At 68.9% G+C, this 26,323-nt stretch carries 20 protein-coding genes and 1 pseudogene; 6 read left to right on the forward strand and 15 right to left on the reverse strand.

Translation table 11 applies throughout. The features are described from left to right. Positions 1–720 precede the first annotated feature (720 nt). Complete coding sequence (locus ACSMHG_RS03295) at positions 721–3,891, forward strand: glycosyl hydrolase (RefSeq protein WP_435741958.1); 3,171 nt, start codon at positions 721–723, stop codon at positions 3,889–3,891. Positions 3,892–4,005: 114 nt separating this feature from the next. On the opposite strand, the gene ACSMHG_RS03300 is transcribed toward ACSMHG_RS03295, so the two are convergent. The 5 genes from ACSMHG_RS03300 to ACSMHG_RS03320 all read right to left on the reverse strand — a co-directional run bounded on the left by ACSMHG_RS03300 (position 4,006) and on the right by ACSMHG_RS03320 (position 7,082). Continuing rightward, positions 4,006–4,623 (reverse strand): TetR/AcrR family transcriptional regulator, encoded by a 618-nt coding sequence (locus tag ACSMHG_RS03300; protein ID WP_435741960.1) that lies wholly within the window; start codon positions 4,621–4,623, stop codon positions 4,006–4,008. A gap of 100 nt (positions 4,624–4,723) precedes the next feature. Then, the gene (locus ACSMHG_RS03305; RefSeq protein ID WP_435741961.1) at positions 4,724–5,392 is read right to left on the reverse strand and encodes an FMN-binding negative transcriptional regulator; all 669 of its coding nucleotides are present in this window, start codon (positions 5,390–5,392) and stop codon (positions 4,724–4,726) included. Between the two features lies 1 nt (position 5,393). Next, positions 5,394–6,155, reverse strand: coding sequence for a B3/B4 domain-containing protein (locus ACSMHG_RS03310; protein WP_435741962.1), 762 nt, complete (start codon positions 6,153–6,155; stop codon positions 5,394–5,396). Then, the gene (locus tag ACSMHG_RS03315) at positions 6,148–6,444 is read right to left on the reverse strand and encodes a DMT family transporter (RefSeq protein WP_435741963.1); all 297 of its coding nucleotides are present in this window, start codon (positions 6,442–6,444) and stop codon (positions 6,148–6,150) included. Before ACSMHG_RS03315 ends, ACSMHG_RS03310 begins: the two co-directional genes overlap by 8 nt. Continuing rightward, positions 6,348–7,082, reverse strand: a complete 735-nt coding sequence (locus ACSMHG_RS03320; RefSeq protein WP_435741964.1) for an EamA family transporter — start codon at positions 7,080–7,082, stop codon at positions 6,348–6,350. The genes ACSMHG_RS03315 and ACSMHG_RS03320 overlap by 97 nt, the downstream gene beginning before the upstream one ends. 83 nt (positions 7,083–7,165) lie before the next feature. Here ACSMHG_RS03320 and ACSMHG_RS03325 point away from each other — a divergent pair. Then, positions 7,166–7,339, forward strand: a pseudogene (locus ACSMHG_RS03325) (helix-turn-helix domain-containing protein); the annotation flags it as partial. 33 nt (positions 7,340–7,372) lie between these two features. Further along, complete coding sequence (locus ACSMHG_RS03330; RefSeq protein ID WP_435742092.1) at positions 7,373–8,026, forward strand: LysR substrate-binding domain-containing protein; 654 nt, start codon at positions 7,373–7,375, stop codon at positions 8,024–8,026. 664 nt (positions 8,027–8,690) lie between these two features. On the opposite strand, the gene ACSMHG_RS03335 is transcribed toward ACSMHG_RS03330, so the two are convergent. The 6 genes from ACSMHG_RS03335 to ACSMHG_RS03360 form a co-directional block, all read right to left on the reverse strand. Then, entirely contained in the window at positions 8,691–12,317 is a 3,627-nt protein-coding gene (locus ACSMHG_RS03335) for a glycosyl hydrolase (RefSeq protein WP_435741965.1), read from the reverse strand. A 287-nt stretch (positions 12,318–12,604) separates the two neighbouring features. Further along, complete coding sequence (locus ACSMHG_RS03340; RefSeq protein WP_435741966.1) at positions 12,605–13,270, reverse strand: response regulator transcription factor; 666 nt, start codon at positions 13,268–13,270, stop codon at positions 12,605–12,607. After that, the gene (locus tag ACSMHG_RS03345) at positions 13,267–14,376 is read right to left on the reverse strand and encodes a sensor histidine kinase (RefSeq protein WP_435741967.1); all 1,110 of its coding nucleotides are present in this window, start codon (positions 14,374–14,376) and stop codon (positions 13,267–13,269) included. The genes ACSMHG_RS03340 and ACSMHG_RS03345 overlap by 4 nt, the downstream gene beginning before the upstream one ends. A gap of 468 nt (positions 14,377–14,844) precedes the next feature. Then, positions 14,845–15,273 carry a DUF309 domain-containing protein gene (locus tag ACSMHG_RS03350; RefSeq protein ID WP_435741968.1) on the reverse strand — a complete coding sequence of 143 codons (429 nt, stop codon included), beginning with the start codon at positions 15,271–15,273 and terminating at the stop codon, positions 14,845–14,847. Between the two features lie 218 nt (positions 15,274–15,491). Then, entirely contained in the window at positions 15,492–16,628 is a 1,137-nt protein-coding gene (locus ACSMHG_RS03355; RefSeq protein ID WP_435741969.1) for a 2-oxoacid:ferredoxin oxidoreductase subunit beta, read from the reverse strand. Then, positions 16,625–18,523, reverse strand: coding sequence for a 2-oxoacid:acceptor oxidoreductase subunit alpha (locus ACSMHG_RS03360; RefSeq protein WP_435741970.1), 1,899 nt, complete (start codon positions 18,521–18,523; stop codon positions 16,625–16,627). The genes ACSMHG_RS03355 and ACSMHG_RS03360 overlap by 4 nt, the downstream gene beginning before the upstream one ends. Positions 18,524–18,708: 185 nt before the next feature. Between ACSMHG_RS03360 and ACSMHG_RS03365 the strand changes: the two genes are divergently transcribed. From ACSMHG_RS03365 to ACSMHG_RS03375, 3 genes are read left to right on the forward strand one after another with little or no spacing between them, the layout of a single operon-like run. Further along, a complete protein-coding gene (locus ACSMHG_RS03365; RefSeq protein WP_435742093.1) occupies positions 18,709–20,205 on the forward strand; it encodes an aldehyde dehydrogenase family protein in 1,497 nt (498 codons plus the stop codon). Between the two features lie 42 nt (positions 20,206–20,247). Next, positions 20,248–21,009: an SDR family NAD(P)-dependent oxidoreductase gene (locus ACSMHG_RS03370; protein ID WP_435741971.1), complete on the forward strand. Its 762-nt coding sequence runs from the start codon at positions 20,248–20,250 to the stop codon at positions 21,007–21,009. A gap of 56 nt (positions 21,010–21,065) precedes the next feature. Continuing rightward, positions 21,066–22,106, forward strand: coding sequence for an LLM class flavin-dependent oxidoreductase (locus ACSMHG_RS03375; protein WP_435741972.1), 1,041 nt, complete (start codon positions 21,066–21,068; stop codon positions 22,104–22,106). Between the two features lie 94 nt (positions 22,107–22,200). Here the strand turns inward: ACSMHG_RS03375 and ACSMHG_RS03380 are convergent, their stop codons facing one another. The 4 genes from ACSMHG_RS03380 to dctP are packed head-to-tail and all read right to left on the reverse strand — an operon-like array spanning position 22,201 to position 26,238. Beyond that, positions 22,201–22,893: an SDR family NAD(P)-dependent oxidoreductase gene (locus tag ACSMHG_RS03380; protein WP_435742094.1), complete on the reverse strand. Its 693-nt coding sequence runs from the start codon at positions 22,891–22,893 to the stop codon at positions 22,201–22,203. A gap of 17 nt (positions 22,894–22,910) precedes the next feature. Further along, a complete protein-coding gene (locus ACSMHG_RS03385) occupies positions 22,911–24,377 on the reverse strand; it encodes a TRAP transporter large permease (RefSeq protein ID WP_435741973.1) in 1,467 nt (488 codons plus the stop codon). Further along, the gene (locus ACSMHG_RS03390) at positions 24,377–24,994 is read right to left on the reverse strand and encodes a TRAP transporter small permease (RefSeq protein ID WP_435741974.1); all 618 of its coding nucleotides are present in this window, start codon (positions 24,992–24,994) and stop codon (positions 24,377–24,379) included. Before ACSMHG_RS03390 ends, ACSMHG_RS03385 begins: the two co-directional genes overlap by 1 nt. 20 nt (positions 24,995–25,014) lie before the next feature. Continuing rightward, positions 25,015–26,238 (reverse strand): TRAP transporter substrate-binding protein DctP, encoded by a 1,224-nt coding sequence (gene dctP, locus ACSMHG_RS03395; RefSeq protein WP_435741976.1) that lies wholly within the window; start codon positions 26,236–26,238, stop codon positions 25,015–25,017. Positions 26,239–26,323: the final 85 nt, after the last annotated feature.

Consider the following 26,323-nt stretch of genomic DNA (forward strand, 5'->3'; position numbering starts at 1 on the left):
TCGCGGAAGTGAGCTTGGGGTCGCTGAGGCGGCTGGAGCAGGCCCGGAATCGGCCTACGTTCTCGGTGTTCGCTCGACTAGGTGCGGAGCTGTGGTGGCCTCGGCGCACCGAGCTCGCTGAACCGTTGGACGGGGCGACGGTGTGCCGGCTGCTCACGATGTCGCCCGACATCCTGTCGGCGGTCGAGTCGGGCCCGCCGGTGAAGAGTGGGGCTCGCGACCAGAGATGGTTCACGCGGGGAGTACACGGGTCCGCCCACACCCTCATCGCGTCACTGGATCCCGCCCGCTACCCGCCGCGGGGCCGCCCCCGCCGACCGGCAGGGCAAAGCCTTGAAGCAACGTGCCGTTGCTTATTGACGGGCTACCTCTTCCCGCTTAGCGTGTGTGACCACCGCCACTGTGAAACCTTTCAATGCGAACTTGAGGTCCCAGATGAAGCAACGATCCTTCCCGCCACGTCGACCTCGCGAGCGTCGACGGGCCTCGCTTGCGGCGTGCGCCGCGATTGCCTCAGTGGCGGCGGCCCTTCCTCTCGTGGGGACGGGGAGCGCTGCTGCGGCCGGCGTCGGTAGCGCCGTGGCGTCCGATGTGGCGTCGGCGGGTTCGGTTCGTTCGACTCTTGCGCGTGCCGCGGCCCAGGAGGCGGGGGCCACGAGGTTGACGCCCCGCACGTTCGCGAAGCCGCCGACGGGGGTCCGGCCGATGTACCGGTGGTGGATGCCGCTGGCGTTCACCGACGACGAGGTGTTGCGCGAGGAGCTGCGCGACATCGCAGCCGCAGGGGGCGGTGGCGTCGAGGTGGCGCCGTTCGTCGTCCCCGGACCGGGGAACCAGAGCAACGCGTTCCTGGCGGAGTACGGGTGGGGCACCCCTCTGTGGGCGCACAAGATGGAGGTCATCACCTCCGAGGCCGCCGACCTCGGTCTGATCGTCGACCAGAACCTCGGCCCCCACTATCCGCCGACCGTGCCCACGTTGAACAGCTTCAACCAGCCGCAGGCCGAGCAGCAGCTCATCTACGGCCGCGAGTTCAACGAGCCCGGCTCGAGCCGCACCGGCGCACTGCCTGCGCCCACGACTGCTCCGCCCTCGGTGACCACCCAGCTGTGCGGTGTCGCTGCTCCTGGCGACGAGGTGCTCAAGGTCGCCAGCCTGGGTGGGTTCGCCCGCGGTGACAAGATCACCGTCGGCGCCGGTCCCACGGCCGAGGAGGTCGTCGTGACCGGTCTCGGGGACCGGACCGCGACGTGTGCTGACCTCTCGGTGTCTGCGGTGACGAACGCGCACGCGGTCGCCGAGCCGGTCAAGAACGTCGCCCGCTCCACCCGCATCAGGACATTGGTCGCGCAGTGCGCTGAGGGTTGCGACGCGTCCAGCACCGACCCGATCAAGCTCGTGCCCGGTTCGGTCGCCGACGTGACCGACAAGGTGACGCGCGGCAACCTCGAGCACACCTTCGCCACCGGCAACGGGAACCCCTGGGTGGTCATCGACCTCCTCCAGGTGGCCTCGGGCCTCGTCGCCCAGCGCGGCGGGTTCACCGCCACCCAGCCCAACTACGTGGTGGACCACTGGAGCCGCGGCGGGGTGAACATCCAGACCAACTTCTGGGACGAGCACGTCCTCACCGACGCCGTGCGAAAGAACCTGGACCGCATCGGCCAGGGAGCGATCTTCGAGGACTCCCTGGAGCTGGGCGAGACTCAGAAGTGGACGTGGGGCTTCCTCCGCGAGTTCGAGAAGCGACGCGGGTACGACCCGACCACGCTGCTCCCGGCGCTCGCCGGCATCGGGATCCAGGGCACGCACGCTCCCGCCTTCGAGCTCGAAGGTGTCGGTGACCAGGTCCGCGAGGACTACCGGCAGACCCTGAGCGACCTGTTCGCGCAGAAGTACGTCGCACCCATGCAGCGGTGGGCCGCCAGCCACGGCCTCGACTTCCGCATCCAGCCCTACGGCATCCCTGCCGCCTCCGGCGTCGCGGCCGGGAAGGCCGGCATCGTCGAGGGCGAGTCGCTGAACTTCGGCGCCAGCTCCAACACCTTCGGCGCCGAGCAGGACTACCGCGTCCTGGCCAGCGGAGCCCGCCTCAACCGTCAGGACATCGTCTCGGTCGAGTGCTGCGCGGTGTTCATGGGCAACTACCGCTCCAGTGTCGCCGGACCCAGCGTCCCCGGCCAGTTCAACGAGGGTGGCGACGGCACCCAGGTCGGCGGGAAGTTCTCCAACGGCCTCCTCGACGCCGTCTACAAGTCCTACGCCGGCGGGGTCAACCAGCTCGTCTGGCACGGCTACCCCTACCGTGACGCCCCCGCCGACCCGGCCACCGGTCGCGACGGCTCCTGGCCTGGCTACCACCCGTGGGACATCTTCAACGTCCTCAACGTCAACGACGAGTTCGGGCCCCGGCAGCCGAACTGGCCTGACTACAAGCGCATCAACGACAACCTCGCCCGGACCCAGCTCGTCCTGCGCCAGGGGCGCGGCACCGTCGACCTGGCCGTCTACTACGAGGACCTCGGCCTCGCCGGCGCCAGCGTGGGAGTCCAGCAGCCGACCAAGCACATGCTGGGCACCGACTCCGCGACCGCGACCGCGGGCTACACCTACGACTACGTTGCCCCGGACTTCCTCACCGAGCCCGGCATCGTCGAACCGGACGGTGGACTCTTCGGCGACCGCACCGACCAGGAAGCCCTGGTCCTGAACAACCAGACCACCATGTCGGTCGAGAACGCCGAGCAGCTGCTGGAGCTGGCCAAGAACGGCCTGCGCGTGTTCGTCGTGGGAACCGCGCCGCAGAAGACGACCGGGGCACACTCGAACGGCGACCGGCTCAGGAGCGTCATCGACGCCCTGCTTGACCAGCCCAACGTCGTCACGGTGGGGAAGGAGGCCGGTCTGCCGGCCGCCCTGCGCGCCGCGGGCATCAAGCCCACGGTGACACCGAGGAAGTCCGGCGCCGCGCTCGGCGCAGTCCGTCGCGAGGCGGCCGGGGTGACCTACGACTTCGTCTACAACCGCACCGGCAAGGTCGTGAACGAGAAGCTCACCCTGGCCGGGACCGGCACCCCGTACCGGCTGAACACCTGGACCGGCAGGATCGAGCCGATCGGCGAGTACACCACCAAGGCCGGCGCCACCACCGTGGAGGTCCGCGTCGCGCCCTACGACAAGGTCGTCATCGCACTGGCGAAGAAGTCCGCCAGGTTGGGCCCGCGCCCAGCACTTCACGCCACCAGCAGCTCTGCTGAGGTCGCTGGCGCGACCAAGCGCACCCTCGTCCTGCGGGCCACCTCCAACGGGCGCTACACCACCCGGTTGAGCAACGGCTCCAAGCGCACCACGAAGGTCCGTGGCCTGGCCGCCAGCCAGGACCTCGACACGTGGACGCTGACCGCCCAGACCTGGACGCCCGGCGCCAACCAGTACACCACCGTCAAGACCGACCAGCCCGGAGTCACCGTGACCGCAGGCGAGGACGGGAAGCTGCCGTCGTGGCGTGAGATCCTCGCGCCGGTCAACCTCGCCACGTCCTCGGGCGTCGGCACCTACGCCGCCACGGTGACGCTGCCGAAGTCGTGGAAGTCGAAGGACGGGGCCTACCTCGACTTAGGCGACGTCATCGACACCGTGTCGGTGACCGTCAACGGCAAGGGAGTCGTCGTCAACCAGTCCGACCGGGGTCGCATCGACCTCGGGAAGGCGCTCGACGCCGGGAAGAACACGGTCGTCGTCCGCGTCGCCACCACGATGTTCAACGCCGTGCGCGCATCGGGCGACAGCAACTACCAGATGCAGGAGTGGCAGCGGACCGGTCTGCTCGGCCCCGTCGTGCTCGACCCGTACCGCGACACCGTCGTCAAGACCCGCGGCAAGCGGCGATGACGCGGGACTGACCGCAGCGAGTGATCGTGAAGGGCGCCGGGCCATCGCCCCGGCGCCCTTCACCCTTCTCCTAGGCCATCAGCGCCGGCCCGTTCTCGGAACTCACAGCTGTGATCAGCTGCTGGTGGCGCGCAGGGCCGGCAGCCAGGCGTCGTCGACGATCTCGGTGACCTGCTCTGGGCCGGGCAGTCGGCCGGTGTGCAGGAACTCCGACATCACGACCGCGTGGCCGAGGTTCATCGCGAGAGCCGACGGCCGGCCTTCGAGGTCTCCTCGGGCGACGGCCTGGTCGATCACGTCCTCGATCGCGGCTACCACCGGGGTCGCGCCGAAGATGCTCGGCTGAGCGGCCGGGTCCCCCTCGCAGGTCACACCGCGAGCTGCCTCCCCGAACGGCGTACCGAGGAAGCGCGACATGCCTTCCAGGAACGCTATGAGGTCGGCGCGCAACGCGCCCTGCGAAGTAGCGCGCCCCGAGTCGGCGGCGGCACGGATCAGCATGTCCTGCGCCAGGTCGACGCGGTTGCGCCAGCGTCGGTAGATCACGGTCTTCGCAGCGCCGGAGCGGCCGGCCACGCCTTCGACCGAGAAGCCCTGCCACCCGCGTTCGGACAGCTCCTGCCACGCCGCCTCCAGGATGGCCCGCTCGAGCACCGCGCCGCGGCGCCGCGACCGCTTTTCCTCCACCGCGCCATCGTGGACGAACAACTCGGACTCGAGGTAGTCCGCCACGCGACGCTCTTAGTCCCGTCGGCGCCCGTGGTCGCCGGCCCCCCGCCGAACGGTTGTCGTCTGGGGATGTGCGCGGAGCGGGTTGTCGACGAGGAAGTGGTCAGCCGCGGCTGGGTGGCTTCCATGGTCCGCGGCTCTTGAGGCGCCGTTCCTGCTGGGCGGCTGCGCTGGCGTCGAGCGCACGACCTCGTTCGGTCAGGTTCTGGCTGACGTGCTCCCGGTGCTCGACGGGCTTGTTGTCGTCGTACTTGAACTTCGCCTCCACCCGCTGCACATGAAGGCGCACGCCGCGGATACCGGGGAGCATCCGGTGGTGCGGTCCACTGTCGCGCGCGACATCGGCGTACCGGCCCTCGGGTTGGAAGTCGGCCAGCTGGGTGTTGAGGATCTGCGCCTTTTCGTCGGGGTCGTCGACGACTGTGGGGCGGCACACGAATTGCACGGCGGTGTAGTAGCTGGTCGGCACCCCGTCCGTCTCGGGAATGTCGGCTGCGGCGCGCCAGTAGGTGGGGATGTAGGCGTAGTCGCCGATCACTGCGATGCGGACCTCGGCGGCACTCTCGAGGTGAGGCCAAACGGGGTTGGGACGTGCGAGATGGATCAGCAGCTCGTCTCCCGCCTCGCCCAGGGTGAAGTGCGTGGGCACCACGATGGGGGCGTGGGTGGGGTCGAGGTTGTTGACCACCAAGAGGCCGAAGCGGTCGGTGGCCGAAAGCCAGGTGCGCCACTCTTCCGCGTCGGAGGCGGCGTCCCACGGGTGGATGAGCATGTCAGGGTCGCTCCTGGGGTGTCGGCGACGTGGGGGCGGGATCGTGTGCCTCGATGAACCGGCGCGCCACCTGGACACCGGGGCCCAGTGCGGTGAGGTGCCCGGTGAGCGCTTCGGTGGCGGCGGTGAGCTGGTCGTTGCTCATCGGTTCGAGTGCGTCGATGATGAACAGCGCCGTGGTGGTTGCGGGGGTGAGCTGGGTGCGGCGCGCCTGTCGCCAGTTCCACCGTCGGCACGTGACGCCGGTCCCGTCGCACCACACGACTTCGCCGGGCGCGGGGTGCTCGATGACCACCTCGCCTTCAGCGGTTGTGTCGAAGGGCTCGGCACCGTTCGCGCGCATGAGCCGCGGCGCTCCGGCGTACTTGGTGAGGTCTTCACCGCCGATGGGGACCTGATGGAGCACAGAGATCGCGTTGTAGATGTCGGTGAGCCGGTTGACCCGCGGCAGTCCGCCGGCCACGGCGCGCCGGGTCAGGGCCTCGACGCTGTTGCGGGTGCGCTGGGGTTTGGCGCCGAAGGCGCGGTACGCCTCGCGCCACGCTGAGATGTGAGGGAGGTCCTCCACCCTTCGATCGGCCAACAGCATCTGAGCCTCTACCTCCGCCGCCCGCAGGAGTGACTCGCTGAGATCGTCACTTGGCTGCGGGGCGATCCCTTCGACCGCGACCAGCATGGTCCGGTAGTCGGGTCGTAGATCGAAGACCTCGGGGTCCACTCGGGCTTCCGACAGGTAGTACTGGAGCGTTTCGGTGTCAGACATCGGCGTCCTTAGCGATGGTCAGGCCAAACGTTGCTCGGGGTGTTTCGTCCAGGCTCGTGTGAGTGGACAGCTCTGCGCGCGGCGTGGGTGGTCGGCCGGCTCCGCTGCGTTCGGCTCCGATGCCGGCGGCGATCACGAGTCCGATCCCGGTGATGGCAAGGGGGTTCGGGGTCTGGTGGAGCGCGACGAATCCTATGAGGAGGGCGATGCCTGGTTCGAGCGCCATGAAGGTTCCGAAGGCGCCGGTCGACAGGCGCTGGAGGGCCAGCATCTCGAGGGTGAACGGCACGACGGGGAGGAGGAGGGCAAGCCCGACGCCGATGGCGAGGATCTCGGGGTGAGGTCTGTGACGACGCCGGGGCCGGCGACGCCCGTGGCCAGGAGAGCGGCGACCGGCATGGACACGGCGAGGCCGGAGATGCCGTCGGCGGTGTCGCCCAGGCGTTGGGTGAGGAGGATGTAGGCAGCCCAGCAGAACGCGGCGGCGAAGGCGAAGGCCACCCCGACCGGGTCAGCCGTGCCGCCCCAGGGCTGAGTCAGGCACAGGACACCGCCGGCGGCCACGACCGCCCAGAGCCGGCCGGCGCTCTTGCTGCGGGCCACCGCGACCCCGAGGGGGCCGAGGAACTCCAGCGCGCTGGCCATGCCCAGCGGGATCCGCTCGACGGCGGCCATGAACAGCAGGGTCACGCTCCCGGTCACCACGCCGAGCGCGACGCCCGCGATGAGCGCTTCGCGGCTGTAGGTCGAGGGTCGTGGCCGCACGATCAGCAAGAACAGCGCCGCGGCCCAGGACAGTCGCAGCCAGGCCGCGCCGGTGGTCCCGAGCTCGTCGATGAGGCCGATCGAGACCGCGAGACCGAGCTGGACCGACACCATGGCGACCAGCGCCATCGACAGACCGGCGCGTTCGGGTGTGAGCGACATGGAAGGAGTGGACCTCGGCGCACCTGTTCGCGTCCACGTGAGGATGCTGCACACACCGTTCACTGGCAGCGCACAATAGAGGGATGGACGTCCGTCGACTTCGACTGCTCCTCGAGCTGTCTCGGCTGGGCTCGATGAGCGAGGTCGCTGCCGAGCTGGCAACAACGACCTCGAACGTGTCGCAAGGCCTCGCGGCCTTGGCCCGCGAGGTCGGGACTCCGCTCACCGAGCCAGACGGCCGCCGAGTTCGTCTCACCCCGGCCGGACGTCGCTTGGCCGAGCACGCGGAGGTGATCCTGTCCGCGGTCGAAGCCGCCCGCCTGGACCTCGACCCCCGAGCCGAGCCACGTGGTCTGGTGCGGGTGGCTGGGTTCGCCACCGCGCTGCGCCGCTCGCTCCTCCCGGTCGTCGACGAGCTGGCAGCGATCCACCCGGGGCTCGAGATCCGCGTCCTCGAGCACGAGCCGCCCGAAGCCCTCGACCTCCTCGCCCGCGACGCCGTCGACCTCGCCCTGGTCTACGACTACGACCTCGCGCCGGCCGCCTGGGGCCCCACCTTCGACGTCACCGACCTCTGGTCGGCACCGTGGGGACTCGGAGTGCCCAGCACGGACCAGCAGGGGAACATCGGCGACTACGCCGCGCACGGGTGGATCGTGAACTCGCGCAACAGCGCGGACGAAGACGCCCTGCGGACCCTGGCGTCCCTCGCCGGCTTCACCCCGCGCATCACCCACCGGATCGACTCCCTAGAACTGGTCGAGGAAGTCATCAGCGCCGGCCGCGGCGTGGCCCTCCTGCCCGACGACGGGGCGCACCGCGACGGGATCGCCGTGCTCCCCCTCGAGGACCCAGGCTTGATCCTGCGCGCCTACACGCTGACCCGACGAGGCCAGGACCGATGGCCACCGCTGCGTGCCGTGCTGGACCGGCTGACAGGCTGATACCGGCGAACGGCGAGCAGCCCGCCAACCCGCGCAGCACCACTGGCGAGCGCACACCAGACAGCATCGGGGTCACCCTCGACTCGCGCCGACGGGCGGCGAACGACGCACTTCTCCGGCGGCCGAGGTGGTCCGCGTGGACATTCCTTCCGCAGCGCGGGCGGCACGAGGGTCAGTGGGGCTGTCCGGTTGCTGCGGTGCGCGCCGTTGCGCCGAGCCGGAGGCGGCCTGTGTCTGTGGTCTCGACGTGAAGCCGCCCTCCGCGAGGCGAAGCTTGCTCGGCGGTATGGACGCAACGACGCCGTCCGGCACTTGAAGGCATGGGATGGAGCTGAGGTGTCGGCGTTTCCGCTGAGGCGTACCAACTGGGTTACCGGGACACGTGGGCACGTCAGAAGCAGGACGCGCCGCGCCCTCGCGTTTGCGCATACCCGGAAAGTCTCCGACGCTTGTCGAATAGTGGGACGCTGCCGAGCTTCCAGCGATCGTGGCGGGCGGATTCTCGGCCTTCAGCTACATCGTCGCCAATCTCGGGAAGATTGTGACGATCTCAGACCGGATCGCCGTCGCTCGGACGTCGCGCCCTGGTGAGACGATCGACAGGGGGCCACACCCACGGGTGTGGCCCCCTGTCCGATGACGGCTCGCGGAACTCGGGGCGCGGCTAGCCCGCCTTCCTCTTCAGGACCTTGATGGTGGTCTTGAAGTGAACCTCGCCCTTGCGTCCGAGCACCCGCAGGACCTTCTTGCCAGCGAGGTTCCTCGGGACGGTCCTGGTGACCGCGAAGCGGCCGTCCTTGACCTTGACCGCAGCCAGCTTCTTGCCGGCCAAGGTGATGGTGACCCTGTTGACCGGCAGGTTCTTTCCGCGGACCTTGAGCGACTGGCCGGCGCGGACCTTCGCCCTGACCGTCACCTTCGGCTCCACGGTCGGGGCGGGCCCGGCTGCGCTGGAATACTCGATGTCGACGAACGGCACGACCTTCGCCTGAGCTGGGCCGAACGGCAGGTAGTCGACGTGGTAGCCCCACCAGCCGCTGGCGTTCTGCGTCGGCTTCATGACTCCCCGGTCGAGCTGCACGTTCGACAGGACAGACTTGTAGTCGACGACGATCGTGTTCGCGCCGTCGACGAGGTAGTCGCTGATGTCGGCGACCGGGTTCATCCAGTTGACGCCGCCGGTGTAGAGGTCCTGGCCCACCAGCGGTACCTGCTGTCCGGTGCCGTCGTCGATGGTCGGCTTGCCGACACCGCCCACGTCCTTGCGCACCTTCGTCGGGTTCGTCGACACCTCGCCGCCGACCTTCCGGCCGTTGATGAGGACGGTCATGCTCTCGTGGAGAGAGTCGCCGAAGTCGAGCCAGGCACCTGAGGCGGCGTCACCGTCCCACTCGAAAGTGGCCTCGTAGTGACCGGTACCTGAGACGGCCTCGCCGACCTCGGGGATCTTGTCCCAGGTGGTCAGCTCGTCGAGCTCGACCTCGATGGGCGTCTTGACGGTGGAGGTCTTCCGGTTCAGCGTCGTGAGCCCGTCGATCGTCTCGGTCCGGCGCAGGTCCCCCTCTGTCTCCGAGGGCCGCCACGACTCGACTGTGAGGTCCCAGTCGGTGATGTCGTAGGCCGCGGGAACCGTGACGTCGTCCTTGAACGTGGTGCCGTTGCTCAACGTCGTTGCCACTGTGCCGCTGCGGTCGACCCGGACCGCGACCCCCGACTCGGTGGCGTACGCGCTGTCGGCGTCGGTGGAAGTGACGTGGAGCCGGTCGCGGGTGACCTTCTCGAACGCCATCAGCGAGATGTCGTTGTAGTCGAGGTCCATCGGGACAACGGTCTTGCCGTCCACCCAGCGGTAGTCGGCGACCTCGGTCACGGCACCGGTCCACGCGTCGATCACGTACGGGACGTACCGGCCCTGCATCTCGACGTCGGTCTTGATGTTCTTGCCCGGGTTGCGGGCGCTGCGGACCTCCGGGTTCAAGCTCTTGTCGCGGTAGGACCCGTCGTCGTAGTTGTACGTGTAGAGGTAGCGGTTGCCCTCGTCGTCCTGCCGGGTCTGCGTGAGGAGCTGCTGGTTGGGCTCGGCGTAGCCGGCGTAGGGCTCCACCCCGAGCTCCCGGAGCTTCTCCAAGACGTTGTCCTGGTAGCCGCCGGGCTCGCTGCTGAAGTAGTCGATGTTGTCGTAGACGGTGGCCTGCCGCACGGTGGGCAGGGTCTTCATCTCGTCCATCACCTTCTTGAGGGCGCCGTCCTTGCCGTCGTTGAACGGCGTTTGCGAGGCGGCGTCCTCGAGGATGACGACCTTCAGACCACGCTTGGCCCAGGTGAGCAGGCGGCGGGCGCCATGGATGTCGAGCCAGTCCTGGTAGAGAACGACGGCCTTGTAGCCGGCCTTCTCGATCGTCTTGGTCCGCTGGTCGAAGCGGACGTCGTCGTCGAAGAGGAACCGCGGGCTGAAGTAGTCGTAGGTGTAGCCGTTGTCCTGCAGCTCGGTCGAGCGGTACTGGATGCCCTGGTGGGCCTTCTGCCAGTTCATCGCGTCGTTGTCGCTGCCCGTGCCGCCACCGAACGCCATGCCAGTCACCCACTTCTGGGTGATGAAGCCGACGTCGCTGCGTGACTCACCGGTCTGCATCAGCTGCTGGACCCGGCCGAGGTGGGCGTTGAACTCGTCGTAGTCCACAGCACCCGGGTCGCGCCCGCCCATCAGCGGGAAGCGTAGGAAGGCGAACGGCGACGGGTTGAAGCCCGGCCACGCGAAGTCGCCGTAGCCGTACTCGGCCGCCCACACGTGCCACACGATGCGCTGGAAGCCGGCGGCGTAGGTCGAGTAGGCGTCCTGCAGGCGGGTCTGGTAGGTCGCGTTCCAACCGATCGGGATGGCGGAGGTCTCGCTGGAGAGGACCTTGTTCTCCAGCTTCGCACCGCCCGTCCAGTAGCGGAAGATGTCGACCTGGTTGTACTGGTTGAGGTTCTCGGCCTCGGGATAGTCGACGTCCATGATCGGCTCGGAGATCTCCAACGGCTTGCCGTAGGAGATCTGCGCGCGCGTCTCGATGCCGACGGAGTTGAGCCACTGCTTCAGCGGCTGCAGCATCCGCTCGCGGTAGAGCTGGGTCTGCACGTCCTGCCAGTCGTTGATGATGCGCTGGCGGCGGTCCTCGGCGCCGTCCAGCTTGTAGGTGCCGACGTCGGCCACGGTGGTGTGCGGCCGGTTGAAGGGCGCCTCGACGCCGTCGATGAGGAAGAGGTAGGGCGTGATGTCGTAGCCCTTCCGCTTCCGGAACTCGGCGGCCATGTCCTCGGACCAGTAGGTGATGCCGCCCTCGAGCTCGATCTCCAGGGAGTCCATGAAGAGCTGGACGTCACCCTCGGCGATCTTCGCTCGGAGGGCCGGGTCTGCCAGGTAGTTCCGCTCCCAGAACCCGCGCAGCGCGTCGACGCCACGCTTGTCGAAGTAGTTGGTCGTGTAGGCAGGTTCTGCAGACGGGTCGGAGGTCTGGTGGGTGCCTTGGGTCCACATGCCGAAGACCCGGTAGGTGCCGTCGTCCGGCGCGGTCCAGTTGAGGTTCTGGCGCCACACGTCACCGCCCTGGGTCGGCGTCAGCTCCACGAAGCTGGTGGGGTCCACGGTGTTGCCGTCGACCACCTTGTAGGCGTAGGCCGTCACGAAGTCTGCGCCGGCGTGCCGATGGTCGGCTCCGGGAGTCGGGAGTGCCTCGAGGGTCTGGCCCGCGGCGACGGTGTCGGTACCGACGGTGATGTTCTGCATCGCGGCCTGGCTGGTGGGGTCGAGCCCGGGCACGTTCGAGGTCGCCCAGTTCGTGCCCGAGGTGAGGTAGACGCTCATGCCGAGGTCGAGCAGCTTGTTCATCATGAGGTTCCACTTGTGGGTCCACATCTTCGACCCGTACGCGTAGTCGGCGTCCGGCGCGCCCTTGTCGTTCTGCATGCACAGCTCAACGCCGCGGAAGCCCGCGTCGTAGAGCCTCTGGATCTCCTCCAGCAGCACCTCGTCGGTGTGCGCGGCCTCGCCGAGCCACCAGCGCACGTCGCTGCTGTAGATGCGGTCGGGGTCGACGTACTTCTTCGCCAGCTCCTTCGCGAACGCGGAGCTCCTGGGGACGGCAGGGGACTGCAGTGCCGCAGCGGGAAGGGACGCGATCACCGAGGGTGCTGCTCCGGGAGGCGGCGATGCCGCCGTCGCTGTGAGGGGTGTGGCCACGGCAAGGCTCAGCCCGGCTGCGAGCAGCCAGTTGACCTTCGGCGTAGTCCCCTTGGTCGTCAGGTTCATGTCGTGCGGTCCATCCTTTGCGGTCGAGGCAGACGGGAAGGTCGCCCCAGCTCTTGTTCGAGGGGGTTCACATGACCGCGCATGAAACGTTTCAGCCTTCGACTGCTCGGTTTAGTGGCGTCAGTCACGTCGGCGCAAGTACAGCCGCTGGGTGGCCCCGACGCGTCAACCTCTCGCCGCAATTTCAGGTACTGCGATCGCAGTAGGTTGCTGCTCGAGACGTGCCCGGCAGGACCGGCACGCTGCTCACCGGAGCAGCGTCTTGCGGTCGAAGTGGCGAGTGGCGCTCACCGATAGCGAGGTGTGACCAGGCCGGTCTCGAATGCGAGCACCACCAGCTGCGCGCGGTCATGGCGACCCAGCTTGGTCATGGTGCGGTTGATGTGGGTCTTGACCGTGACGACCGATATGCCGAGCTTGTCGGCGATGGCTTGGTTGGTCTTCCCTTCGGCCACGAGGCCCAGGATGTCGAGCTCACGCGGGGTGAGCGATCGGAGCTCGGGATGGAGCTGGGACGGGGTGGCCGACCCCGCGTACCGGTCGAGGAGGTTCTTGGTGGCGCGCGGCGTCAGTAGCCCCTCGCCGCGGTGCACGGTCCGGATGGCCTCCACGATGACGTCCGGCTCCGCGCCCTTGCCCACGAAACCTGCTGCCCCGCTTCGCACACCATGCACGACGTACTCGGGTTCGTCCTCGAAGGTCGTCAGGATGAGCACGCGCATGCCCGGCAGTGCCGCATCTCGGGTGATGATGCGCGTCGCCTCGATACCGTCCATCACCGGCATGCGTACGTCCATCACGACGACGTCGGGCTCGAGCCGCTTTGCTTGACGAACGGCCTCCACTCCGTTCTCTGCGGTGCCGGCCAGCCGCATGTCCGGCTCGTGCTCGACCAGCTCTGCGACGGCCTTGCGAATGAGCTGCTGGTCGTCGACGACGAGGACGTCGATCATGCCGTCCCCACCCGCGCCGGCACCTGTGCGGACATGGTGAAGGTCCGGTCCGTGCAGGACACCCGAAGCCGACCGCCCGCGGCGTTCACTCGCTCACGCATACCTCGAAGGCCGAAACCCTCCTCGAACCCGGACGTGCGGTGACGGGTCGTGTTGACCATCCGGACGGAGTCCGACTCCGAGCCGAGGTGCAGCCGCACGTGGACCGGCGCATCGTGGTCCCCGTGCTTGTACGCATTGGTCAGGCCCTCGCGAACCACGAGGTACGTCACCGCTCCGACGCCGTGGGTGCCTGTCCTGTGGTTGCTGAGGTCCAGTTCGATGAAGGGCATGAGGGTGCGGAACTCGTCGACCAGGTTCCTCAGCTCGGCGAGGTCATAATCTGGTTCGACGTCGTCCCAGTTGTCTTCGCGCAGCCCGGTCAGCAGGTCGCCGATGGAGGCGATGACCGAACGTCCTGCTTCGCGGACCGTGACCAGCGCCTGCCTGGCCTCCTCGGGACGGTTTGGAAGCAGATTCGACGCGACTGCGGTGCTCAGGTTCATGATCGCGATCTGGTGCGCCACAGAGTCGTGGAGATCCCGGGCGACCCGAAGGCGGTCCTCGGCGAGGAGCTTGCGGGCCTCGGAGTCACGCGACCGCTCTGCTTCCTCGGCCCGAGCCTCGAGTGCCTCCACGGCTGCCTGGCGCGACCGAGCGGCGACTCCCAGTGCGGTCGGTAGAACGACCGACAAGGCAGCCAGCAGGACGAAGAAGTGCCCCCACAGCCAACCGAAGTCGTAGGCCATGAGCCCCACCTGGAGGACGAACACGGTCGCCACGGCGAGCGCCGCTGTCCGACGTGGGCAGCGGGCGACGACCATGTACAGACAGATCATGAAGCTGAGGTGGTAGCCGGCGCCTCCGATGGGCAGCCAGTACGGCAAGGCGTCGAGCAGTGACGCCACCGCCAAGGCGGGCACAGGGAAGGTCCGAGCGGTGGCGGCGGCCGCGGCAGCAACGAGGATCAAGAGCTCGACGCCAGCCTCCGGGTGGACCAGCACCCACATCTGCTGCCGGTCTACCTCCACCAAGGTGCCCGCCAGGACGAAGAGGCCCAGCAGCACGTCCTGGGTCCAGGACGGCCCGTGATAGGCGGGTCGCAGCGCATCGCGTGAACCGCGCATTGCAGACCAGCCCCTTCGCTTCCCTGCCTCCCCTCGCCGCTTCGGAGCAGACGGAATGCTCTGGACGGCGGAGGTCGCCCGCCTGATCTTAGACCTCAGGGGCGGCGGAACCAGAGCTCCCGAGAGTCTTGCATCGATCAGCTTCTATATCGCGACGTGATGCCCAGCCGTCCCGGCAACGAGGTGCCCAACGACCTCACACGCCACGAGGTCTCGCCGACGTGACGCCTATGCCCGGTGAACGCAAGTGCGGGGCGGCGCATCATCACGCCTGGTCGATCGTCGCCGGGAGTCCGGTAACCAGCGCTCACCGTTCGGTCGAGGCGGCGCCGCAGGCGCTGGCGCGGAGCGCCACTGTCCTCCGAAGGGCGGTACGGCGGGCCGCCGGCGGAAGAGGCGCCGACGTCGTCAGCCTGCTCCGACCCGCGCCCGGGCGCACGCCACGAGCGCCGCCAGGTCGAGGTCGTAGGCGGGACCCCCCGCGTGCTCGTAGGCCTCCAGGTGGCTCGCTCCGCGATCGACGAGCCGGCGGGCTCCGACGGCGTTGCCGCGCTCGTGGTGGGTCAGGCCCACGCACAGCTGGGCCAGCCCCTGCCAGAGCTCTCGTTCCTCGTCCGGGCACGACTTCCACCGGACCTCGAGCGCCTCGTGCGCCGCGAAGGGGCGCCCCTCGTCCAGCAGGGCGCGGGCGTACGCGAGGGTCTCGTCGGGAGGGAGCGGCTCCTCGGAGATGGGCTCGACGCCCGGTGCGCCGTACGGTAGGGGGCGTCCGAGCGCGTCGCGGGGCCGGGCCTGCTCGGCGCGTCCCCGGTCGTTCCGATCGCGGTCGCCGACCACGTCAGGCCCGTTCCGCGGCCGGCATCACGGGCGGAGCCTTGTCGCGACGAGGGTACGACGACCTGGCCGGCCGCTGGTCGTGCATGGTTCTCCTTCCGTCGCACGGACATCATCCACCGTACGGACCGCCGTGCTGGCGGACCGCTCCGGCGGTAGGTCCCGGGCCATGTGTGGCGACAGCAGGGCTCGCCCGCGCGACGTCACCGGATCGGGCAGGGTCAGACGACGGTCCAGGTGTCGCCGGAGCCGATGAGCGCGGCGAGCCGGTCCGAAGGGTCGCCGGGGGAGGCCTCCTGCGCCTGCTGCTGCGCCGTGCCGACCTGGGCGCGGGCCTGGTCGTCGTAGGTGGGTCGTTCGACCTGGCGGAAGATGCCGATGGGTGCCTGGTGGAGGTAGTCGGACGCGGTGAGCCGGGAGATGGCGAAGGCCGTGGAGGGGTCGGGGTTGTGGGCGTCGTGGACGAGGATGTCGGCGTCGTCGACGTCGGCGGCGGTGACGACCTTGACGCCGCCGGTGCCTTCGGGGCCGGCGTCGCGGATGACGGCCTTGGAGCCGAGGCCGTTCTCGTCGGGGGCGCCGAAGCGGATCTGCTGGCCGTGGACGAGGGGGATGATGGCCTCGCCCTTGGACTCCTTGTAGTCGCCTTGGCCCTTGATGGCGTCGAAGGCGCCGTCGTTGAAGATGGGGCAGTTCTGGTAGATCTCGACCAGCGAGGTCCCGCGGTGGGCGGCGGCCGCGGAGAGCACCGAGGTGAGGTGCTTGCGGTCGGAGTCGATGGTGCGGGCCACGAAGGAGGCCTCGGCGCCGAGGGCGAGGGAGACGGGGTTGAAGGGGTGGTCCAGGGAGCCCATGGGGGTGGACTTGGTGACCTTGCCCGGTTCGGAGGTGGGGGAGTACTGGCCCTTGGTGAGGCCGTAGATGCGGTTGTTGAACAGCAGGATCGTCATGTTGACGTTGCGGCGCAGGGCGTGGATGAGGTGGTTGCCGCCGATGGAGAGGGCGTCGCCGTCGCCGGTGACGACCCAGACCGAGAGGTCTTCTCGGGCGGTGGCGATGCCGGTGGCGATCGCGGGTGCGCGGCCGTGGATGGAGTGCATCCCGTAGGTGTCGAGGTAGTACGGGAAGCGGCTGGAGCAGCCGATGCCGGAGACGAAGACGATGTTCTCGCGGCGCAGGCCGAGGTCGGGGAGGAAGCCCTGGACGGCCTTGAGCACGGCGTAGTCGCCGCAGCCGGGGCACCAGCGGACCTCCTGGTCGGAGGAGAAGTCCTTGCCGGTCTGGGCCTGGTCGGTGGTGGGGACCAGCTCGGTGCCCGAGCGGGCGCCGGGGTACGGCAGGTCTGCGGTGGTGGTCATGCGCGCTCCATCTCCTCGAGGTGCTGCAGGAACTCGTGCTCGAGCTGCTCGGCGCCGAACGGCATGCCTCGCACGCTGGTGAGTCGGCGGACGTCGACGAGGTAGCGGTCCCGCAGCAGGCTCGCCAGCTGCCCCAGGTTCATCTCAGGACACACCACCCGGTCGTAGCGCTCCAGGATCTCTCCGAGGTCTTCCGGAAGGGGGTTGAGGTGACGCAGGTGCACGGTTGCGACCGAGAGGCCACGTTGCCGGACCCGACGGGCTCCGGCGCTGATCGGCCCGAAGGTGGACCCCCAGCCGACGACGAGCAGCCGAGCGTCGCCCGTGGGGTCGTCGGCCTCGAGCGCAGGCAGGCTGCGAGCGATGCGGTCGACCTTCTGCTGTCGGGTCCGCACCATGTGCTCGTGGTTGGCCGGGTCGTAGGAGATGTCCCCGGAGCCGTCCTTCTTCTCGAGCCCGCCGATCCGGTGCTCCAGGCCGGGCGTGCCGGGGACCCCCCACGGGCGGGCGAGGGTCTCCTCGTCGCGCAGGTACGGCCAGAAGTCCTTCTCCTCCGTCCCGTCCTCGAGCGTCTTGACGACGTGGTTGCGCTCGGTGGCGAAGTCCGGCTCGATCGTCGGGAGATCGGCGACGTCGGGGATCCGCCACGGCTCGGACCCGTTGGCGAGGTAGCCGTCGGAGAGCAGCATGACGGGGGTGCGGTAGGTGATCGCGATCCGCGCCGCCTCGAGAGCGGCGTCGAAGCAGTCGGCGGGGGACTGAGGTGCGACGATCGGAACCGGCGCCTCGCCGTTGCGTCCGTGCATCGCCATCAGCAGGTCGGCCTGCTCGGTCTTGGTCGGCAGGCCGGTCGAGGGTCCGCCGCGCTGCACGTCGATCACCACCAGGGGCAGCTCGAGCATCACCGCGAGCCCGACAGTCTCCGCCTTCAGCGCCACACCGGGGCCCGAGGTGGCCGTGACGCCGAGCACGCCGGCGTACGACGCGCCGAGCGCGGCGCCGACCGCGGCGATCTCGTCCTCCGCCTGGAAGGTGGTGACGCCGAGGCTCTTGTGCTTGCTCAGCTCGTGCAGGATGTCGCTCGCCGGGGTGATCGGGTAGGCGCCGAGGAAGACCGGTAGCCCGGACTGCACACCGGCGGCGACCAGACCTTGGGAGAGCGCGACGTTGCCGGTGATGTTCCGGTAGGTACCCGCGGGTACCTCCGCGGGCGCGACCTCGTAGCTCACCGCGAACGCCTCGGTGGTCTCGCCGAAGTTCCAGCCTGCCTTGAAGGCCGTGATGTTGGCGTCCCGGATCGCTGGAACTTTGGCGAACTTGCGCCCAAGGTGCGCGACGGTCCCCTCGACCGGGCGTCCGTACATCCAGGAGACGAGGCCGAGGGCGAACATGTTCTTCGCCCGCGCGCTGTCCTTGCGGGAGAGCCCGAACTCCTTGACCGCCTCGACGGTCACGCCGGTCATGTCGACGGCGTGCACCTGCAGCTCGTCGAGCGTCCCGTCCTCGAGCGGGCTCTCGGCGTAGCCGGCCTTGGTCAGGTTGCGACTGGTGAAGTCGTGGGTGTCGACGATGACGGTGGCGCCGGGGCGCAGGTCGGCGACGTTGGCCTTCAGCGCGGCGGGGTTCATCGCCACCAGGACGTCGGGTCGGTCGCCGGGGGTGAGGATGTCGCGGCTGGCGAAGTGCACCTGGAAGGACGAGACGCCGGGGATGGTCCCCTGGGGTGCGCGGATCTCGGCGGGGAAGTTCGGCAGTGTCGAGAGGTCGTTGCCGAAGGCGGCGCTCTCGGCGGTGAACCGGTCCCCGGTCAGCTGCATCCCGTCGCCGGAGTCGCCGGCGAAGCGGATGACGACTCGTTCGAGCTGGGTCCGTTCGGTGGTGGACTGGCCGTGCACGGTGCCTCCTCGTCGAGCGGGCAGATCTATGCGAATAGTTAATACTAAATGCGATCTCGGCAGAAGGCTAGCGGTGCGAGTGGAAAGTCATCTGACGCCGTTCCTTTTCATGCATATGATTGCTATGGTCTGGGTGACAGAGAAGCGAGTCAGAGCCGACCGAACGATCTGAGGGAGTGTCCAGCATGGCTGCGGAGAAGCGGAGCGCGAGCACCTACATCGACGGACGTTGGTGCGACGGTGCCGCGGGGGAATCCTTCGTGTCGACCAATCCCGCGACCGGCGTGGCCCTCGGTGAGACCGTGACCAGCTCGGTGGAGCAGGTCGACCAGGCGGTCGCATCGGCGAAGGCCGCCTTCGAGGGCGGCGAGTGGCGCTCGTGGACGCCGCAGATGCGTTCCGACGTCATCCTCAAGCTCGCCGACATCCTCGAGCGCGAGCGGGAGCCGCTGTCGCGGCTCATCGCCTCCGAGGTCGGCACTCCTGTCGCCGCGTGCCGCAGCATGCAGGTCGGTGGCCCGATCGAGGTGCTGCGTTGGTATGCGACCATGGCCCTGAAGGGCCCGCGCGGCGGCTACGAGCAGGCGCTGCCGCACTACAACACGCCGGTGGCATCAGGCAGCCTCCTGCACTATGAGCCGGTCGGGGTCATCGCCTGCCTGCCGGCCTACAACTACCCGCTCAACCTGCTGGTCTGGAAGCTCGGCGGTGCGCTGGCCAGCGGCTGCACCGCGGTCGTCCTGCCCTCCCCGCAGGGCATGTGGAGCACGCTGCGGATCATGGAGCTCGTCGACGAGCTCGGACTCCCGCCCGGTGTGGTCAACCTCGTCACCGGCGGGCCGGACGTCGGCATCCGCCTCACCGGGCACCCGGACGTCGACATGGTCTCGTTCACCGGCTCGGACGCTGTCGGTGCTCAGGTGATGTCCCAAGGCGCGCTCGGCTCGGTCAGCAAGGCCGTCCTGGAGCTCGGCGGCAAGAGCCCCAACATCGTGCTTCCCAGTGCGGACATCTCCGCGACCGTGGCCGCCTCGATCCTGCGCTTCGCCCGCAACGCCGGTCAGGGCTGCGCGGCCTGGAGCCGCGTGCTGGTGCCGGAGGACAAGGTGGACGAGTTCTGCCGGCTGGCGGACGAGTTCATCGCCACCGTCAAGGTCGGGGATCCGCTCGAGGAGGACAGCGTGGTCGGCCCGGTGATCTCCGCGGCTCAGCGCGAGAAGGTCGAGGGCTGGGTCGCCGAGCTCCTCGAGTCGGGCGCGAGCTGGGGTGCTGGAGGCGGCCGCCCGGAGAACCTCGATGACGGGCACTACGTGCGCCCGGGCCTGCTGCGCGACGTCGATCCCGACCACCCGCTGGCCGACACGGAGTTCTTCGCCCCCATCGGGATGATCTTCGGCTACCGCGACGTCGACCACGCCGTCGAGCTGGCGAACAAGTCGCGCTACGGCCTGGCCGGCAACGTCTTCGGCCAGCTGGACGAGGCGATCGAGGTCGCCCGCCGCATCCGCGCCGGAACGGTGACCGTGAACGGCGGTGCTGGCATGCGCCCGGACGCCCCGTGGGGGGGCCCCGGTCGCAGCGGCGTGGGTCGCGAGCTCGGGGAGGACGGCTACGCGGAGTTCTTCGAGGTCAAGCACATCCAGTACGCCCTCGCCGGGATCACGAAGCCGCCGGGCACCTGAGCCCGACCCGACCACTCCCGAGGACCACAGAAAGGCACGCACATGCTGTTGAAGGACAAGGTCGCGCTCGTGACCGCTGGCGCTTCTGGGATGGGACGCTCTGGTTCCGAGTTGTTCGCAGCCCACGGCGCCCACGTGTACGTCGTGGACGTGAACCAGGAGGCGGCCGACGAGGTCGTCCAGGGCATCGAGGCGCAGGGTGGCTCCGCGACCGCGGCGGTGGTCGACGTGCGCGACCTGGATGCCCTCGAGGCGCTGGCCGACCGCGTGGTCTCCGAGCACGGGAAGCTCGACGTGCTCTACAACAACGTCGGCATCCCGGGCGCCGCCGGCCTCGCCATGTCGGTGGAGGAGTGGGACACCGGGATCGAGATCAACGCCCGGGCGAGCTTCTTCCTCTCCGGCTACCTGACCGACGCGTTGAAGGCCGCCGACAAGGCGTCGGTGATCTTCACCAGCTCGACGTCGGGTCTCGTCGGCTCGCCGTTCAGCCCGATGTACTCCTTCACCAAGGGCGGCGTCATCGCGCTGGTGCGCTCGATGGCGCTGGCCCTGGCGCCCGATGGCATCCGCGTCAACGCCATCGCCCCTGGGTCGGTGGAGACGCCGGGCCTGCCCGCGTTCTTCCGTGCCAGCCCGGAGGAGACCGAGAAGCGCAAGGCGGCCTTCTTCGCCCAGATCCCGCTGGGCCGCGCCGCTCAGCCAGAGGAGATCGCCCAGGTCGCGCTCTTCCTCGCCAGCGACATGTCCAGCTTCGTCACCGGTGTGACGATCCCCGTTGACGGTGGCCTCACGGCCAAGTGACCCAGGACGGTCGGCTGCACCCCGGTGCGGTCGGGCCGACCGGAGAAGGAACGCACGTGGAGTTCGGCATCCTGATGGGCGACCAGCCCGTCTCCACCCCGCCCGAGGAGCACCTCGACCTGCTGCTGAGGAAGGTGGAGGCCGCGCAGAAGGCCGGCTTCACCTACCTCACCATCGGACAGCACTACCTCTACGACGGGTTCCGCTGGTTCCAGCCGGTGCCGATGCTCGCCCGCCTCGCGGCTGAGCTCGACGACCACGTCAAGATCGGGACCACCGTCCTGGTGGGACCGCTGCACCACCCGGTGGCGCTCGCCGAGGATCTGGCGACCCTGGACGTCATCACCCGCGGCAAGCTGGTCGTGGGAATCGGCACCGGCTACCTCCCGCACGAGTACGAGGTCTTCGACAAGCCCTACAAGCAGCGCTACTCGCTGCTCGAGGAGCTCATCGAGGTGATGACGAAGGTCTGGACCCAGGACCGGGTCACCCACCACGGGAAGTTCTTCGACATCGAGGACCGACCCACGCACCTGCACCCGGTCCAGAAGCCGCGCCCGCCGATCTGGCTCGGCGCGATGAAGGAGATGGGTGTGCGCCGGGCCGCCCGGCACGGCGACGTCTGGACGATCACCCCGCAGCAGACCATCGAGCAGGTCGAAGACCTCGTCGGGATCTATCTCGACGAGCGGGCCAAGCACGAGCTGCCGCTGACGAAGTTCCCGCTGCGCCGTGAGCTGATGGTCGGGTCGTCCCCCGAGGACGCGCTCCGCAAGTTCGCCGACGTGGCGCGTGTGAAGTACGTGTCGTACGCCGGCCAGGGCATGCAGCTGCTCGAGCAGGAGCGGGTGGAGCGCGAGCTCGAGGAGAACCTGAAGGACCACGTGCTTCTCGGCACCGGCGAGCAGGTGCGCGACCAGATCCGTGACATCGCCGACCGGCTCCCGATCGGTCCGTTGCTGATCCGCCCGCACTGGCCCGGCATGGACATCGAGCAGACCGTCGCCTACCTCGAGCACGTCGGTCGCGAGGTCGTCGAGCCGCTGAAGGAGCTCGAGAGCATCGGCTTCGACGAGCTGGAGGCACGCACCGGCTGACCACGCCGAGTGCCTCCGCACACCCCCAGGACGAGGGCCGCCCGGTTCACCGCGCGGCCCTCGTCGTGTGCGTGGGCGAGATCAGCGCTGTCCGTCAGCCCTGCAGCACGTGCCCGCCGTCGACCACGAACTCGGCGCCGGTGCAGTAGGCGGAGTCCGGCCCGGCGAGGAAGGAGACCATCCCCGCGACCTCCCAGGAGTCGGCTCGACGACGGATGGGCTGCCGCGCGAAGACGTCGTCCGGGAGTCCTTCGGTCATCTCCGTCCGGACCGGCCCCGGGTGCACCGAGTTGACCCGCACCCCGGTCCCGGTCATGTCCTGAGCGGCAGCCTTGGTCATGCCGCGGATCCCCCACTTCCCGGCGACGTAGGCCAGCTGATTGGGCTTGGCGACAAGCCCGGCGACCGAGGAAATCGTGATCGCCGAGCCGGCACCGCCCTTCGCCATGAGCGGCAGGACGTGCTTGAGCGCGAGGAACGTCCCCACCACATTGACCTCGTGGACCAGGCGGAAGTCATCCAGCGAGCAGGACGTCACCGAACCGAACCGGAGGATCCCCGCAGAGGTCACGAGTGCCGTCACCGGCGCGTCGCCCTCGCCCAGCTCGCGGGCGAGCTCCTCCCACGCGGGCTCGTCGGTCACGTCGAAGCGCGTGCACGGACCCGCGCCGCCGACGCCGGGCTCCGCGAGGTCGAGCCCCCGAACCTCGAACCCGTCTGCGGCAAGTCGGCGCGCACAGGCCCGGCCGATACCGCTCGCGCTACCGGTCACCACCGCGATGCCCATCGGCGCCGAGCTGGTGGTCACTGCATGAGCCCGGGGAGCCACACGACGTACTCAGGGAAGAAGACGAGCGAGAGGGCGAAGGCGATCGCGATGGGGTAGAACCAGGCGATGCCCTGGATGACCTCTCCCAAGGACATCTTGACGTCGGCGTCCCAAGCGATCCGGTGCACGATGTAGATGAGGATGCCCACGGGCGGGGTCAGCACGGCGAGCTCGCCCATGAGGACCACGAAGACGCCGAAGACGATCGGGTCGACGCTCAGGGTGATCGCGATGGGGAGCAGGATCGGCACGGTGATCAGCATCATCGGGACCGGGTCCATGAAGGTGCCGAGTGCGAGGTAAAGCACCAGCACGAGCAGCATGAAGCCGATCGGACCGGTGTTCGCGTCTTGGAGGAACTCCGTGAAGATCCGAGGAATGCCGCTCACGGCCATGAACCGGCCGAAGATGTGGCCGCCGATGATGATCAGGAAGATGCTGCCGGACGCGATCACGGTGCTCCTGATCGCGCCGGGAAGGGTCTCGAGCAGCGTGCCGAGGCCCTTGGTGAGCGCCACCATCACGGCCGCGCTCAGTGCGCCGAAGGCTCCTGCCTCCGTCGGCGTGAAGATCCCGAGGTAGAGCCCGCCCAGGACGACGGCGATCAGGACCAGCACCGGCCAGATGCCGGCGCTCTCGCGCGCTCGCTCACCGAAGGCCTGCCGGGACCCGCCGCGACGCGGTGCGAGTCCCGGCAGCGTGAGGACGAGTGCCACCATCGCGATCGCGTAGGCGACGTGCAGCAGGACTCCCGGGAGCATGCCGGCCATCAACTGCTGCCCGACAGGGACTTGGGCGATCCCGGCGTAGACCACCAGCAGAATGCTCGGCGGGATCAGCTGGCCGCCGGACCCGGCCATGAGGACCGACCCCGCGGCGAAGCGCCGGTCGTAGCCGGCCTTGACCATCTCCGGGATGCCGGTGCGTCCCAGCGAGTAGACGATGCCGGTGGTGGACCCGCTCGCGGCACCCATCGCCGCGCCGGCGAAGTTCGTGCTCACGGCGAGGCCAGCCGGCGTACGGCCGACCATGGCCCGCACCGCAAGGTAGATGTCGGCGCCGAGCCCGCTGCGCTCGAGCAGGATGCCCATCAGGACGAACATCGGGATCACGCTGAGGGTCCAGCTGCTGGTGCTCGACCAGGCAGTCTCGCGGAGGCTGTTCATGGCGCCGGCGGTGGTCCCGGTGAAGGCCCATAGGCCGACGAGACCGACGGCGGCGAGGGCGATGCCCACGGGAACCCGGAGGAACATGAGCCACAACAGCGCGACGAGGGCGGAGCCGGCGATGTTGAGCGGGGTCGCCCCGCTGAACATGACGAAGACGCAGTAGCCCAGCACGATCGGGCTGGTGAGGACGAAGACGGCGGCCGCTCGGCGCCCGCGGCGAGGTCCGGTGGGCTCAGCGTTCGCGGGGGCCGGGGCCTCGGTGGTCACGCTCATCAGATGCTCCTTGCCTTCCCTGCGCCCCGACGAGCGGCGTCGCGGGCCTCGCGCTCCAGCTTCGCGAGCTCGTACTCGACCTCGGCCGCGGGCTTTTCGCTCGGACCTCTCCGGACCACCTCGACAGCGCTCAGGAGACAGGCGAGGGCGAAGCCGGCGAACCCGAGGGGGACCAGGAAGCGGAAGGGCCACAGCGGACGGTTGCCGATGGGCGCGTACTCGCCGGACGCCGTCTTGCTCAGGGCCTCCTCCCAGCCGAACCAGGCGAAGAGCACGCCCACGCCGGCGACGGCGAGGAGGACCAACACGTCCACGACCTGGCGCAGACGTCCGGGAACGGCATCGGCCACGAAGTCGACCTGGATGCGCCCGCCTGCCCGCTGCGCGAGGGCGACGCCGGCGAAGGCGATCGTGACCATGAACCACGACGCCACCATGTCGTTGGCCCCGGTGATGCCCGAGCTGGCCAGGTAGCGGAGGAGCACGTCGACCACCACGACGCCGAGGAGGGCTACCACCCCCACCCCGCCGAGGACGGCGTAGAACGTCCACACCGCGTCGAGGGCCCGGCCCAACCGGGACGGTCTTCTCGAGTCGCGCTCACCGGTCGCGCTCATGACGTGCTTCCCGCCCGGTCTCAGGACTCGTCGATGTCGAACGCCTCGGCCATCACCGCGTCGAGCCACGGGTCGAGGTCGACCTCAGGCGCCTGTGTCGGGTCCTCGAGAGAGTCCAGGAACCCCTGCAGGCCGGTGTAGTCCGTGGCGAAGCCGAGGTCCTCGACGATGCCGAGCCACTTCTCGTGCGCGGCCTCGTACTCGTCGAGCAGCGCCTCCGGGTCCTCCACGCCCTCCGGGGCGTCCGCGGCCATCGCGTCGAGCACGGTCGCCTGGTGGGCGGTGATCTTCTGCTGCACCGCCGGGTCCGGTTCGCCGAACTGGACGCCGTTGTCCTCGGCTTGGGTGGCGAACTGCCAGTAGACCTCGATCTGAGCCTGGACGAACGTCTCGAGCCACGCCCGGGTGCCGGCGTACATGTGCTCCTGCTCGTCCGCGTCCAGGCTGTCCCAGGCGGTGTTGCTGATGGTCACGCCGTCCTGGTTCCACCCGTTGAACTGCAGCGGCACGTAGTGCCCGCCGAGCTCCCAGAGCCCGGAGAGGACGTAGTGGGTCGGGTAGGTCATGACGCAGTCGACGACGCCGCGCTGGTAGCCCTCGTAGATCTCCTCGGGCAGGAGGGTCACGGGGTTGGCGCCGAGGTTCTCGACCTCCTCGGCCCACGCCTGGCCGGCGATGCGGATCTTGCGGCCCTGGAAGTCCGAGAGCTCCTCGATCGGCTCCTTGCACAGGAGGTCGTACTGCTGGACCAGTGCCATCGGAGCGATGTAGCGGATGCCCTGGGACTCGAGGTCGCTGTCGAGCGCGCCGGTGTCGACGGCGAACTCGAGGTGCGCACCGATCTTCTGCAGGAGTCCGGCCGGGAAGGCGCCGGTGTTCAGGAAGGACGCCGAGCTGAGCCAGTTGATGACGGGGAACTCCGCCGGCGACGCCGGAGGTTGGACGCGACCCATGTCGAGCAGCCCGTCGTTCATGGCAGCCGCGAGCTCGTCGGTGGGCGCCACGCTGTTGGACCAGAAGTACTCGAAGTCCACGGCGCCGTCGGTGGCCTCGGTGACGTAGTCGCCGTAGGCCTGGCTCGCGTCCGCGAAGTAGTTCCCCGGGGCGTAGATGTCCTGGAACTTGAGGGTCGTGCTCCCGTCGTCGCTCGTGGAGCCGGCGCCATCCCCGGCACACGCGCTGAGGAGCGCGGCTGCCGCGAAGGTCGAGCCAAGAACTGCGAGGCGGTGCTTGCGTGCGGACATGAGGACCTCCTGCTGGTGTATCAACCCGACCATCGTGACCTGGTTCACTGCCAACCATATGCATGATTACTCTAGATAGGGAAGA

The sequence above is a fragment of the Nocardioides ureilyticus genome, from assembly GCF_051280745.1.
Lineage (GTDB): Bacteria > Actinomycetota > Actinomycetes > Propionibacteriales > Nocardioidaceae > Nocardioides.

Coding starts and splice junctions, on each gene's coding strand:
- ACSMHG_RS03295 (WP_435741958.1), top strand. CDS start 721: ATGCCGCTGGCGTTCACCGACGACGAGGTGTTGCGCGAGGAGCTGCGC.
- ACSMHG_RS03305 (WP_435741961.1), bottom strand. CDS start 5,392: ATGCTCATCCACCCGTGGGACGCCGCCTCCGACGCGGAAGAGTGGCGC.
- ACSMHG_RS03310 (WP_435741962.1), bottom strand. CDS start 6,155: ATGTCTGACACCGAAACGCTCCAGTACTACCTGTCGGAAGCCCGAGTG.
- ACSMHG_RS03320 (WP_435741964.1), bottom strand. CDS start 7,082: ATGTCGCTCACACCCGAACGCGCCGGTCTGTCGATGGCGCTGGTCGCC.
- ACSMHG_RS03335 (WP_435741965.1), bottom strand. CDS start 12,317: ATGAACCTGACGACCAAGGGGACTACGCCGAAGGTCAACTGGCTGCTC.
- ACSMHG_RS03340 (WP_435741966.1), bottom strand. CDS start 13,270: ATGATCGACGTCCTCGTCGTCGACGACCAGCAGCTCATTCGCAAGGCC.
- ACSMHG_RS03355 (WP_435741969.1), bottom strand. CDS start 16,628: ATGACCACCACCGCAGACCTGCCGTACCCCGGCGCCCGCTCGGGCACC.
- ACSMHG_RS03365 (WP_435742093.1), top strand. CDS start 18,709: ATGGCTGCGGAGAAGCGGAGCGCGAGCACCTACATCGACGGACGTTGG.
- ACSMHG_RS03370 (WP_435741971.1), top strand. CDS start 20,248: ATGCTGTTGAAGGACAAGGTCGCGCTCGTGACCGCTGGCGCTTCTGGG.
- ACSMHG_RS03380 (WP_435742094.1), bottom strand. CDS start 22,893: ATGGGCATCGCGGTGGTGACCGGTAGCGCGAGCGGTATCGGCCGGGCC.
- ACSMHG_RS03385 (WP_435741973.1), bottom strand. CDS start 24,377: ATGAGCGTGACCACCGAGGCCCCGGCCCCCGCGAACGCTGAGCCCACC.
- ACSMHG_RS03390 (WP_435741974.1), bottom strand. CDS start 24,994: ATGAGCGCGACCGGTGAGCGCGACTCGAGAAGACCGTCCCGGTTGGGC.
- dctP (WP_435741976.1), bottom strand. CDS start 26,238: ATGTCCGCACGCAAGCACCGCCTCGCAGTTCTTGGCTCGACCTTCGCG.